Origin of the sequence: Methylovirgula ligni (assembly GCF_004135935.1) — a bacterium.
GTDB classification, from domain to species: Bacteria; Pseudomonadota; Alphaproteobacteria; order Rhizobiales; family Beijerinckiaceae; genus Methylovirgula; species Methylovirgula ligni.
Genome location: NZ_CP025086.1, coordinates 1,937,717 through 1,949,891 on the forward strand (window position 1 = coordinate 1,937,717; position 12,175 = coordinate 1,949,891).

Annotated in this window: 10 protein-coding genes; 9 read left to right on the top strand and 1 reads right to left on the bottom strand. The window is 60.4% G+C overall.

Features of this window, described 5'->3' with window-relative positions; genetic code table 11:
* The first annotated feature begins 250 nt into the window (after nt 1-250).
* The 9 genes from CWB41_RS09300 (at nt 251) to CWB41_RS09345 (ending at nt 11,384) form a co-directional block, all read left to right on the top strand.
* On the top strand, nt 251-1,552 hold the full coding sequence (locus CWB41_RS09300) for a phage terminase large subunit (RefSeq protein ID WP_115836979.1): 1,302 nt from the start codon (nt 251-253) through the stop codon (nt 1,550-1,552).
* A gap of 81 nt (nt 1,553-1,633) precedes the next feature.
* Nucleotides 1,634-3,319 (top strand): phage portal protein, encoded by a 1,686-nt coding sequence (locus tag CWB41_RS09305; protein WP_115836978.1) that lies wholly within the window; start codon nt 1,634-1,636, stop codon nt 3,317-3,319.
* Complete coding sequence (locus CWB41_RS09310; RefSeq protein ID WP_129396453.1) at nt 3,319-3,831, top strand: hypothetical protein; 513 nt, start codon at nt 3,319-3,321, stop codon at nt 3,829-3,831. Before CWB41_RS09305 ends, CWB41_RS09310 begins: the two co-directional genes overlap by 1 nt.
* 304 nt (nt 3,832-4,135) lie before the next feature.
* Nucleotides 4,136-5,545: a DUF4403 family protein gene (locus CWB41_RS09315; protein WP_115836976.1), complete on the top strand. Its 1,410-nt coding sequence runs from the start codon at nt 4,136-4,138 to the stop codon at nt 5,543-5,545.
* Complete coding sequence (locus tag CWB41_RS09320) at nt 5,545-6,699, top strand: alpha/beta fold hydrolase (protein ID WP_115836975.1); 1,155 nt, start codon at nt 5,545-5,547, stop codon at nt 6,697-6,699. The genes CWB41_RS09315 and CWB41_RS09320 overlap by 1 nt, the downstream gene beginning before the upstream one ends.
* Nucleotides 6,700-6,838: 139 nt before the next feature.
* On the top strand, nt 6,839-7,771 hold the full coding sequence (locus CWB41_RS09325; RefSeq protein ID WP_115836974.1) for a hypothetical protein: 933 nt from the start codon (nt 6,839-6,841) through the stop codon (nt 7,769-7,771).
* Nucleotides 7,768-8,262, top strand: a complete 495-nt coding sequence (locus CWB41_RS09330) for a hypothetical protein (RefSeq protein WP_115836973.1) — start codon at nt 7,768-7,770, stop codon at nt 8,260-8,262. The genes CWB41_RS09325 and CWB41_RS09330 overlap by 4 nt, the downstream gene beginning before the upstream one ends.
* A gap of 834 nt (nt 8,263-9,096) precedes the next feature.
* Nucleotides 9,097-10,284 (top strand): phage tail protein, encoded by a 1,188-nt coding sequence (locus CWB41_RS09340; protein WP_245441019.1) that lies wholly within the window; start codon nt 9,097-9,099, stop codon nt 10,282-10,284.
* The gene (locus CWB41_RS09345) at nt 10,281-11,384 is read left to right on the top strand and encodes a hyaluronate lyase N-terminal domain-containing protein (RefSeq protein WP_115836971.1); all 1,104 of its coding nucleotides are present in this window, start codon (nt 10,281-10,283) and stop codon (nt 11,382-11,384) included. The genes CWB41_RS09340 and CWB41_RS09345 overlap by 4 nt, the downstream gene beginning before the upstream one ends.
* Nucleotides 11,385-11,393: 9 nt before the next feature.
* Here CWB41_RS09345 and CWB41_RS09350 read toward each other — a convergent pair whose 3' ends face one another.
* Nucleotides 11,394-12,152, bottom strand: coding sequence for a class I SAM-dependent methyltransferase (locus CWB41_RS09350; RefSeq protein ID WP_115836970.1), 759 nt, complete (start codon nt 12,150-12,152; stop codon nt 11,394-11,396).
* Between the last annotated feature and the right edge of the window lie 23 nt (nt 12,153-12,175).

The following is a 12,175-nucleotide window of genomic DNA, read 5'->3' on the forward strand; positions in this document are numbered from 1 at the left end:
GAGAGGCTTTCGCCTGTCTTGAGCATTGTACGAACTCGCAAAACCGCACCCCGCCGATCCATTGACCGCGCGACAGTTTGTGAGGCATAACACGCGCATTGCAGCGCCGGACCTATGCCTGCTGCTGAAAGCGTTTTCGAGCGAAGTGGATACCGGTTCGCGTAAAGAAAACGCGTCACAAAGAAGTTTCGAGGCCATCGCAACGCGGTGGCCTTTTGTTTTGGCCTGTAGCAATTCCCAAGGGAAATCGATGCCGTCATTCAGCCCGGGGCAGGAGGCGGCGCGCCGTCTCCTCGAAGGGCCGCAACGCTATACATGCCTTGCCGGCGGCACGCGCTCGGGCAAGACCTTTCTCATCACGCGCGCCATCCTCGCCCGCGCGTTGAAGGCGCCGGGTTCGCGCCATGCCATTCTGCGCTTTCACGCCAATGCCGCGCGCGCCTCGATCACGCTCGATACGCTGCCGAATGTGGCGCGGCTTTGCTTTCCGAAACTCAAACTGCGGCACGCGCGCCAGGACGGCTTCTTCGAACTGCCGAACAAGTCTCGCATCTGGATCGGCGGCCTCGACGACAAGGAACGTGTCGAGAAAATTCTCGGCCTCGAATATGTCAGTATCTTCCTCAACGAGGCGTCGCAGATTCCCTACGCTTCCGCACTCGTTGCCTTCACGCGGCTGGCGCAGAAAGTCGAGGGCTTGAAGCAGCGCGCTTATGTCGATCTGAACCCGGTCGCGAAATCGCACTGGACCAATCTGCTCTTCGGTGAGAAGCGCGATCCGGTTTCGATGCAGAAGCTGAAAGATCCGAAGAATTACGCGCGCTCTTTTCTCAACCCCGTCGACAATACCGAAAATCTCGCGCCGGAATTTCTAGAGAGCCTCGCCAATCTGCCGGAGCGCCAGCGCAAGCGTTTTTATGAAGGCGTCTATCTCGACGAGATAGAGGCAGCGCTGTGGAGCTATGAAATCATCGAGGCGGCGCGCTGCGATCCCGCCGACATCTGCGAACCGGCCCGCGCCAGCGTCGTCGTCGCGCTCGATCCTTCCGGTGCGGCGGGGCGCGACGATCTTGGCGCCGACGAGATCGGCCTTATCGTCGCGGCGCGAGGCATGGACGGCGAGTGCTACATTCTCGCCGACCGTTCCTGCCGCGAGGCGCCCGCGGTCTGGGGCCGCCGCGCGGTGACAGCATTTCACGAATTTCGCGCCGATTGCATTGTCGCCGAATCGAACTTCGGCGGCGAGATGGTGCGCGCGACCATCCAGGCGGCCGATCCGGGCGTGCCGGTGCGGCTCGTCACTGCGAGCCGCGGCAAGGCTGTGCGGGCCGAACCGATCTCGGTGCGTTATGCGCAGCGGCAGGTCCATCACGCCGGGCGGTTTCCGAAGCTCGAGGATCAGCTCTGCGCTTTCACCGCCGCAGGCTTTAACGGCCCCGGCAGCCCCGATCACGCCGATGCGGCGATCTGGGCGCTGACCTATCTTTTCGAGCTGACCGACGGCACCGGCATCATCGAATTCTATCGCCGCGCGACCGGTGCGCGAAAGTAGCGTTCTCGTCGTCCGGGAGATGACGAAAGCCAGCAACACCGGCGCGAAGAGCGCGGACGCTCGGAGCAAAAAGGAATGTTCATGAGTCAACGCGGCGAAGGCCAGCGGAGCTGGCCGCTCAGTCCCTATGAAGTGAGCGTGAGCTATGGCCAGCCCGGGGCGGCCGGGCAGGGGGCGGATTGGTTCGGCCCGCTCGCGCCGATTACGCCGCTGGCGCCGCCGGAGGTCTCGGGGCGGCAGTGGGATTATCCCTCCGGCTATAATCTCGCGACGACGCCGCGCATCTACGAGCCTATCTCGTTCCACACCTTGCGCGGACTCGCCGAAGGCTATGATTTGCTGCGCCTCGTGATCGAGACGCGCAAGGATCAGGTCGCGCGCCTCGTCTGGAACATCGGTCCGCGCAGCAAGCAGCCCGGTGCCGATCCGCGCATCGCGGCGTTGCGCCAGTTCTTCGCCCGGCCGGACGGGTTGCACACGTTCGGCGACTGGCTGCGGCTGCTGCTGGAAGAATTGTTCGTCATCGACGCGCCGACGCTCTATCTGCAACGCGATCGTGCCGGCCGCCTCGCCGCGCTGCTGCCGCTCGACGGCGCGACGATCAAGCCGGTGATCGACGATTGGGGCCGCACGCCGCAGCCCTATGCCGCGGACGGCACGATGATCTATCCGGTCGCCTATCAGCAAGTGCTGAAGGGCTACCCGGCTGTCGATTATTCGCTGCGCGACATCATCTACCGGCCGCGCAACGTCCGCGTCAATCGCGCCTATGGCTTCAGCCCGGTCGAGCAGATCGTCACGAGCGTCAACATCGCGCTGCGCCGGCAGATGTATCTGCTCGACTATTTCACGCAGGGCAATATTCCCGACAGCCTCATCGGCGTGCCGGAGAACTGGACGCCGGACCAGATCGCCTCCTATCAGAAATATTGGGACGCTTATTTCGATGGCGATCTCGGCCGCCGGCGGCGCGCCAAGTTTGTGCCTGGCGGCGTCGCCAAAACGTTCATCCAGACCAAGGAGCCGGATCTCAAAGGCCCGTTCGACGAATGGCTGGCGCGCATCGTCTGCTTCGCCTTCTCGATCTCGCCGCAGGCGCTGACGCAGCAGACGAACCGCGCCACGGCGGAGACGCAGAAAGAGATCGCGGAAGAGGAGGGCCTCGCCCCCATTCTCGCCTGGGTGAAGGATCTCATCGACCAGATTATCGCGCAGGAATTCGACGCGCCCGATCTCGAATTTTCCTGGAGCGCTGAGCCCTCGATTGATCCGCAGGCGCAGGAAGCAATCCTTTCGAGCTATACGGCGAAAGGCATCATCACGATCAATGAGGCGCGCGCCGCGCTCGGCCGCGATCCGTTTCCTGATGCCGCCGCGAGCACGCCGATGACGCTCACGGGCGGCGGCTATGTGGCGCTGGGACAGGGGACTGACGACGATGTTTCAAAATCGTCCATCGTATCAAGGATTGATAAATCAGCGAGCTGGGATGAAGATCAGCATCCGCGCTGGCCTGCGGGATCAGGCGATCATCACGGCGGTCGGTTTGCGCCAAATGGCAAAGAACCGGCGTCGTCATCGGGGAGAACTGCTCTTATCGATGACGACGGATGCGACGAGGAATGGGAAAGCGCGCGAGAGTATTGTCTTAGGCTATTAGAGTTGCACCCATTTCATCCAGATCGAGCCAAGCTTGGCAGCCATAAAACCGTCGACGGCTGCGCGAAAGGGTTTGTGAGCGAACGTTGCGGGGGAAATCCTGTCTAATGCGATTTAGCGCCGAAGAAGTTAGAAACATTCAAAAGCTCATGCGCGAGAAGGCTTGGGCCTCCGTCTACTCATTGCTTGACAGCGCACGCGACCATGCCGTGACGCAGGAAGACAAAGCTAGCGAAATTTATTGGAGAACGATGGCTCTCATAAAGCAGGGCCGATATCAGGAGGCAATTGATCTTTTGCGCAAAGATGGCGCGCTCTTTAATAGCCAATGTCTTCCGCTCAAGATCATTGCCGAGATCCTCGATAAAATTGGCGACGATCAAGGTGCTTTGCGTGAGTTGAGCGGCGCACCCATTGAACAGGAGATGGAAGACTTTTATGGCCTCGCGATCGATACCAAGTTCCTCTATTTCTATTTGCTCGCGAAGACTGGCGATCGTTCCGTGAGGAACAAACTCTCCGAAATTCCGGATGATTACCGTCACATCACCATGGGCGGAAAGTTTTTGACGAAAGCAGACCTCGTCGCTTTGCTGAATCGAACTTCAAATCAGCCGTGATCGACATTCGTCGCCTTCTCTCAGGACTTACCCGGGCCGTCTGAATCGAGGTGCCCGATGCTGCGGTTCCTGCCTCGGCCCTCGACTTCGATCTTTCGCAGGCACGAATTATCAAGGCGAATCGGGGATGGCAGTTCATGAGGCACAGTTCAATCGCACCGGTGTCATAGTCGACGCGCCAAAGATGCTTGCGAAAGCGACCTAGAGCAGGCGCTAAAGTTCGACGAGGATAACGTCCTTCAACCTTGACGCCAGTCCCTTTAAGCCGGATTAATTGCAGAGGTGTTGAGCGCGGAGCGTGGTGATGGGTAAAGCGGCGGCGTGTCTTCGCGGGGTGACTGCACTTCTCTTTGCAACAGTTTTATGTCCATCCGTCCGCGCCGATGAGGCGCCGCCCGTCAGCCCCGACAAGCCCGCAGCGGCCTATGTCACGCCATCCCGCGTTTCGGCGACGATCGAGTTCAGCATTCCGACGCTTGCCCGCGACATTGAGCGTGATGTGCCGCGCCGGCTTGCGACCTTTGATGAGCGCGTCCAGTGCGTTCACCGGCGTGTTCTTTTCTTTCGCGTCCGGGCCAATTGCGACATAGAAGGTTATGTCGAGCGCACCGGCCCCATTTCGCTTTACGGCCGCGGTGACGCCCTCATCGGTTCGACGCCGATCTTCGGCGCGGTGAGCGGGCAGGGCGCGAACAGGTTCACACGGCGCATCCACGGCAACGCCGAGGCCGGCGTCTCGGTCGAGGCGGAGGCGCGGCCGATGCTCCGGCACGACTGGTCGCTCGATCTGCGTTTGAGCGACAGCTACCATTGGACCGAGCCGCCGGTGCTTCATGTGCTCGGTCGCGACATCCAGCTCGCGCGGTATGTCGAACCGCGCATCCGCGAGCAACTCGCCCGCGTGCGCGTGCGTGCCGCCGAGGCCGTGCGCCGGCTCGATCTGCACGACAAGGCCGCGACCGTCTGGCGCCATGCCTTCACGCCGATCGAGCTTGCGGACAATCCGCCCGTCTGGTTGCAGCTTACGCCGCAAAGCGCCGCCTTCGCCGGCGTGCGCGCCGACCGGCGCGTGCTGTGGGGTGTGATGCAGATTGAAGGCAATGCCGCAACCAGTGTCGGCGTCGCGCCGGCGCCGGTTGCCGCCACGCCTTTGCCGGCGCTCGGCCGCGATATCGAGGCGCCCGGCAAGTTCGAAGTCATCCTGCCGGTGAACATTGGCTATGATTTCCTGAGCCAGAAGATCAAGGAGGTCGCCGCCGCGGAATTGAAGGGCAAACTTACGCTGGAGGATGTCAAGATCTATCCGTCGAACGGCAAGCTCATCGTCGGCTTGAAAATCGCGAAGAGCACCGAGACCGCGCCTGATGCCGGCACCTGGTATTATCTCTCCGCGACGCCGAAGATCGATCCCGACACGCAGACCTTGCAGCTTCCCGATCTCGCGACCCTCGCTGCCAAAACCCAGGCGCTGGCGCAAGAAAGCGGCAATGCCGATCTTATCGATCGGCTGCGGCAGGCGAAAATCCTCTATCAAGAGGCGTATCAACGGCTGCTCGCGGCCGCGAACAAAAGTCTGACGCGGCCTTTGAAGGACGGCTTCCGCATGGAAGGCCATCTCGACTCGGCCACGCTCGATCATATTGCGCTGTTGCAGAACGGCCTCAGCATCGCGTTGCGCGCCAGCGGCGACCTCAAGATTCTCTACGGCCTGTGATGATGCGGCTCGCCTGGTTGCTGGCCTTTGTCCTTCTCGCGGTATCGGCCGCCGCGCAGACAGCTTTCTATGACGCGCCACGCGTCGATGCGCGCGGCAAGCCCGGCACGCTCGTGCGTGCGCAGGCGATGGAAGGCGCGCCGCTTAATGCCGCCGCCTATCGCGTGCTCTATCGCTCGACGAGTTTCGACGGCAGGCCGATCCTCGTTTCCGGCGTCGTCATCGTGCCGCAAGGCGCGCCGCCGCCCGGCGGTAGACCCATCGTCGCCTGGGCGCATCCGACGTCCGGCATCGTGCCGCCTTGCGCGCCCTCGCTCGCGCTGTTCTTCTTCCAGCAGGTGCAGGGCCTGCGCACGATGGTACGGAATGGCTATGTGGTCGCGGCGACGGATTATCCCGGCCTCGGCACGCCTGGGCCGCATCCCTATCTCGTCGGGCTCAGCGAGGCCCGCGCCGTCATCGACAGCGTGCGCGTCGCACGCAGCCTGCCGGGCGCGGGCGGCGGCAGTCGCTTCATCGTCTGGGGCCATTCGCAGGGCGGCCATGCGGCGCTCTTCACCGGCCTCATCGCCAAGAGCTACGCGCCGGAGCTGACGTTGCTCGGCGTCGCCGCGGCCGCGCCGGCGAGCGAGCTTGCGGATTTAATGGACGACGATCTTTCGACACCTGCGGGCAAGAACATCACCGCGATGACGCTGTGGTCCTGGCAGCGCGTCTATGATGCGCCGATGGATAAAGTCGTCGATCCGCGCGCCATGCCGGCGATCGACAAGCTCGCGCGGGAATGTATCGAAGGGCCGTGGGATATTTCGGTCCGCAACCGGACGACGCGGCCGCTGGAACAGCATTTTCTGACCGTCGCGCACCCGGCCGACGTCGAACCCTGGCGCGATCTCTTGGCGAAGAACACGCCGGGGCCCGTCCCGCGCGACATTCCGGTGTTTCTCGCGCAAGGCCTCGATGATGCGATCATCCGGCCCGCGGTGACGCAGAATTATTTCGACAGACTCTGCAAGGGCGGCAGCAAGGCGCGGCTTTACCTGATGCCGGGCGTCGGCCACGGCGGCGCGGCGATGAAGAGCGCGCTTGAAGCCATTGCCTGGATGACGGCCCGGTTTGCCGGGGAGACGCCGCCAAGCGATTGCGGGAAATAGGCATGTAACGCATTCAATTGACTTGATAATTTACCAATTTTTTGGGCGCTAGAAATCTTGTGATCTCGCCCGATAATCAATATAGCCACGCTGCAGTTCCGTAATATGCTCTTTTTGACGCATGCGGACGGGACTTGGCATGGCAGCAAAGCGCGAAAAAACAATAAGCTATCGCCGAGCGGAGTGGCTGGATGAAGCTAACACTACTCTTGAAAAGTGTGTTCGCGACGCCCTGAAAAAGCTGCCGACCGTGAGCGACAGGGAGATAGTCAACGGCGGTCAGATCACTCGCATCGCAAAACACAAAGATGGCTCCAGCGGCGGCCTATTCTTGCACATCACGTCTGATACGCCCGGAGAACCTGCTTCGGTTGTCCCGAAGGCGGCTCCTGGCGCGGCGGAATTGGATTTAAGAGTTCAAAAGCCACCTCAAGACGCAGAATGGCTTGACGGCGACGCGTTGCTATTTATTCGGCACGACCACGTATGTCTTTGTACAACGGGAATGCGTGACGGAGCGATCGGCTATTTCCTGCGTGAACTTTTCAGGAAAGCTCGCATCAGAAGTGACTCAACAAAGTTCGAATTGATGAAGGCGGCGGACATAACCAAATTGAAGCTGCTTCACAGCCAAGGGGTAAAGGAGCTTGAGATCAGGGGTACGCTTTACAAGGCGACAGCCGATTACGAATCTCGCAAAGCCCAAATGGCTGGAACTATAGGAGCGGTCGGAAAATTCGTGAAAGCTTTTTTGGAGAAGCCGAATGATGTTACGCCTGACGCGCTCAGAGCTACGATTGTCTTAAAGGTCGACAGAAGGTTTTCGAACGGACTCGATCTGGGGTATAAAAATCTCGAAAAAATGGCAGCCGACATCGTCGGAAAAGCAAATAAAGAAGATGACTATGTTATCGTAACGAAGAAAGGCCAGAAAATAAGCCCCGATGAGATCTTCATCAAAGAAACGATCTTACTTGATGCGGATGGAAAAACCGTAAATCGAGATAAGACTTGGCGAGAGTTAAATCACTTCTATAGCGCCCTAAACGATGCCGGCGTGCTGGAGCAATGAAGAGACTCGGTTTCATATTTCTCTGCGCGATCGTTGGCGCAGTCTCATCCTATTATGCGCAACCTTTTGTCGATCAGAATTCAGATGTCATTTTAATCATCATAACGGTTTTTACCGTATTCGCGGGCTTCCTCATCGCCATTATAACAATAATTGGAGACCCCGGTTTAATCCCATCGGGGTCTTGGCGAATCGCCGAAGGTCGCCGGAACCAAATGTACCAACGATTATCATGGCACGTGGTTCTTTTTACACTTTATCTCTTGACGATAGCTCTTCTGTTTGTATCGGTGATCCTTGAGAAAGCGCTGTGTGAGCATCAATTCTGGAGGCTTTGGATTGAGCGTGCTTATCTGTTTGTCGGAATAACCTCGTTTCTTTTTACCTTCGCCCTGCCAAGCGCGCTCATGGAAATGCAGCAAGCCCGCTACGACGCCGAGATTGAACGGCGGCGCTCAGAGGTAGGAATACGACCCGACGAAGAAAGCTGATCGTTCGACGAAACCCGCCATCGATTCCTAACGCGTCGAGCAACAAATTTTTTACCGCCACGTTTTCGCGTCGGCGGTTTTTCTTTGCGCATTTCTCTCGTTATCTAGCGCGCTTTCGTAACGCGATCCTTTTCACTTCGCTCGAAAACACCTTCAAGGAGTCTTCATGTCAGACCTCAACATGTTCATTCTGATCATCAAGGTCGATGCGCAGCAGCGCCTCGTCTATGGCGTCGCGACGGCGGAAGCCGAGGATCGCGCCGGCGAGATTTGCGATTACGCCTCGACCAAGCCGCTTTACGAGAAATGGTCGCAGGAAATCGCGCAATCCTCCGGCGGTAAATCGCGCGGCAATCTGCGCGCCATGCACGGCAACGTGGCCGCCGGAAAGGTGACGGCGCTGAACTTCAACGACAGGCAAAAGCAGATCGAGATCTGCGCCAAGGTCGTTGATGATTCCGAATGGAACAAGGTGCAGGAAGGCGTCTACACCGGCTTTTCGCAGGGTGGCACTTATGCCCGGCGCTGGACGGACGATGACGGCGTGACGCGCTACACCGCCGCGCCGAGCGAAATCTCGCTCGTCGATCTGCCGTGCCTGCCGCAAGCTGTCTTCGAGATGGTGAAGGCGGACGGCTCGCGCGAGTGGCGGCGTTTCGCCAAGGACGCCGGCGACATCGCCCAGCTCGCGCAAATCCTCGGTCAGCTCGAAGAGCTGAAAGGCACGCTGATCCTGCGCGCCAATGAAGACGGCGCGCCGGCCGAGGCCATTGCGCAACTTCATGTGCTCATCGAGCAGGCAGCGATCCCTATGCCGCCTACAACATGCAGAGCGTGGAGATTAGCCAGCGTTCCAATTATTATGACGCGACGCCGATCACGGCCTTCGATCAGAATGCCATCGAGCTTTACGGTCTGCGTATCGCCTCGACGGTCACCGCGCATGAGATTTGCGATCCGAATGTCGCGCAGACTTCGGCGCAGCTCATTCTTCAGCGCGGGCTCTATATCCGCAATCTCTATGAGTTCAAGCTCTCCTGGGAATATTGCCTGCTGGAGCCGATGGATCTCGTCACGTTGACGGACGCCAATCTCGGACTCGATAACGTCGCCGTCCGTATCATTGAAGTGCAGGAGGATGGTGACGGCCTACTGAGCATCACGGCCGAGGAGTTTCCGGGCGGCACGGCGACCGCGGTGGCGTATCCGGTGCAGACGAATAATAATGTTCTGCCATTCAACCGCACGGCGATGCCGGCGAGTGTAAACGCGCCCGTCATCTTCGAGCCCCCCGCGAGTCTCGCAGGGGCGACGCCGCAGATCTGGATCGCGCTATCAGGTGGCAGCGGCGGCCTCGTCGATCCGAACTGGGGCGGCGCGAATGTCTGGGCGTCGCTGGATGGCGCGAGCTATGTCGCCATCGGCCAGGTCAGCGCTCCGGCGCGCCAAGGCGTTCTTGCCGCAGCCCTGCCGGCCTATTCCCGTGTCAATCCGGATCTCACCGACACTTTGTCCGTCAATCTGGCGGAAAGCGGCGGCGCGCTCGCCAGCACGACGGCGGCCGCCGCGGCACAGGCCGTGACACTCATGATCGTCGGCGGTGAATTCATGACCTATGAAACGGCGACACTGACGGGAGCGAATGCGTATCAACTGACGGGCCTCTATCGCGGGCTTTACGGCTCTGGCGCAGTCGCCCATGCCATCGGCGCGTCGGTCGCTCGGCTGGACGGAGCAATCTTCAAATATGCTTTGCCCAATTCCTACATCGGCCAGCCGCTTTATCTGAAGTTTCAGAGCTTCAACATTTTCGGCGGCGGCTTGCAGGATCTCTCCGATTGCACCGCCTATACGTTTTCGCCCGCCGGCGGCGGATCGGCCGATCCGGTCGCCGCGCAGCTCGCCTCCGGCCTGCAGACCGATCTCGGGCAGGCGAGCGATGCGGTGGCCATTGCCGATGATTTCGGCACGGTCGGTGCGGGCGCCGTCATTGACGCAATCGATCTGGGAGCCGTGGGATGAGCGAGCAATTGCAACTTCGGCGCGGAACGGCCGCACAGGTTGCGGCCTTCACCGGTGCGCAGGGCGAGGTCGTCGTCGATACGACGAACAATCGCCCCGTCGTTCAGGATGGCACGACAGCGGGCGGCTTTGCGGCGGCGAAACTTGCGGAGATTGTGCCGGCCGGAGGCAATGGGCAGCTCGCCGCGCTGGGCATCGGCACCGCCGTCGACCCGGGCAATCCGTTGAGCGTCGCCGCCGACAATATCCTCTTCAACGACGTCCCGACCGCTTCGGGCGGCACGGGCGACGTGCGCGTAAAAATAAACAAGGCAGCGGCAACGAACACCGCGTCCTTTCTTTATCAGGACGCCTTCTCCGGCCGCGCCGAAATCGGACTCTGCGGCGACGACAATTTTCACTTCAAGGTCTCGCCGGACGGAAGCACCTGGTATGACGCGCTCGACATTGCGAGTTCGTCCGGTGTCGTGACGGCCAGCTTCGGGCTCGTCGCGGCCTCCGCCATATTCAACGCGACCGGCACGCCCCTGGCCATGCCAAGCGGTTGTCTGCTCTATACGGCCGCCTCCGGTCCCAACCTCTGCATTGTCGAAAGTTACGGCGGCGCCAGCGCGCCGACCCCGGCGTATGTCGGGCGCGGTGCGCGCGGAACCGCAGCCTCACCTTCGTCCACTCAAGCCGGGGACACGTTGCTTGCGTTCGGCGGCCGGGGCTACGGCGCGACGGGCTTCAGTGCCTCAAATCGCATGAAGATCAATTTCATCGCGTCGCAGAATTGGACGGATGCCGCGCAAGGTTCGTATATCAATTTTCAGGTCACGGCCAACGGCACGACGATACTTGCCGAGGCTGCGCGCTTCGATCAATCGGGGTATCTCGGGGTTGGAACGACGACGCCGCAATGTTCGGTAGACGTCAACGGCCTTGTCAGAACCGCGGCTTATACGGTTGCGACTTTGCCCGCGGCGTCAGCCTCGCTCGCCGGCGCACGGGCCCTTGTGACCGATGCGGCGTCCCCGGTCTTCCTCGCGACGCTGACTGGTGGCGGCGCAACGAAGTGTCCCGTGTTTTGCGACGGAAGCGCGTGGCGGGCGGGATAAGCTGCGTTGTTATGGATAGAGAGTGACAACGGAACTGCCGAAATTGGACGAGATGCGCATGTCGGAGCGTCCCTGCGCCTGTTCCGCGAAGGCTTTGAAATATGTGGAATGCCAGCCATAGCCGACGAAAAACAGCTTATGGCAGGCGTAAAGGAACGGCTTAATGCGCGGCACGGTTCTGCCGTAGAAATTATGGACCGCCTCGGTGACGCCCGGCCAATGGGGCTGCATGAAGTCGTCCAGGATGAGGACGCCGCCCGGTGACAGGAAATCCTGCGCGGTGAGAAGATCGTTGAACGTATGTTCCGCCGTGTGGCAGCCATCGACGGAGAATAGCCGGAACGGACCCCGGCTCTCCATGATCTTTGCCTTTTCCACCGGCGTCAGCGCGATGCTGTCGGCCTTTATGAACTCGTAATCGAGCGCGGTCGGAGCGTAGGCGCTTATGTTTTTCCGCAAGCGCTCGAGGCTTCCAACGCCGGCGCCGTCGAGATTCTTTTCCTGATCGTCGAACACGTCGATCGCGGTCACCTTTTCGCCGGGCCGCGACAGATGTGCAAGGGCGATGAGGAATTTGCCGTGATAGACGCCGATCTCGCCGATATTGCCGCGGATGTTCTGATCGCGCTGAATGGAGCCGATCAACTGAACCCAGGGCGCAAGTCGCGCGTCGACCCAGCCTTCGACTTTCGGAAAAGCGTCTGACCAATAGGTCTCAAACGAGTTTGGCTGATGGGCTGGCGCGTTAATTTTTGTCGGGGCGTGCATAAAGGCGGTCCTCTGCGCGGGCG

Bases quoted from the DNA above. Each gene is read 5' to 3' on its own strand.
- CWB41_RS09310 (WP_129396453.1), top strand. From the start codon at position 3,319: ATGCGATTTAGCGCCGAAGAAGTTAGAAACATTCAAAAGCTCATGCGC.
- CWB41_RS09305 (WP_115836978.1), top strand. From the start codon at position 1,634: ATGAGTCAACGCGGCGAAGGCCAGCGGAGCTGGCCGCTCAGTCCCTAT.
- CWB41_RS09325 (WP_115836974.1), top strand. From the start codon at position 6,839: ATGGCAGCAAAGCGCGAAAAAACAATAAGCTATCGCCGAGCGGAGTGG.
- CWB41_RS09320 (WP_115836975.1), top strand. From the start codon at position 5,545: ATGATGCGGCTCGCCTGGTTGCTGGCCTTTGTCCTTCTCGCGGTATCG.
- CWB41_RS09300 (WP_115836979.1), top strand. From the start codon at position 251: ATGCCGTCATTCAGCCCGGGGCAGGAGGCGGCGCGCCGTCTCCTCGAA.
- CWB41_RS09330 (WP_115836973.1), top strand. From the start codon at position 7,768: ATGAAGAGACTCGGTTTCATATTTCTCTGCGCGATCGTTGGCGCAGTC.
- CWB41_RS09345 (WP_115836971.1), top strand. From the start codon at position 10,281: ATGAGCGAGCAATTGCAACTTCGGCGCGGAACGGCCGCACAGGTTGCG.
- CWB41_RS09350 (WP_115836970.1), bottom strand. From the start codon at position 12,152: ATGCACGCCCCGACAAAAATTAACGCGCCAGCCCATCAGCCAAACTCG.
- CWB41_RS09315 (WP_115836976.1), top strand. From the start codon at position 4,136: ATGGGTAAAGCGGCGGCGTGTCTTCGCGGGGTGACTGCACTTCTCTTT.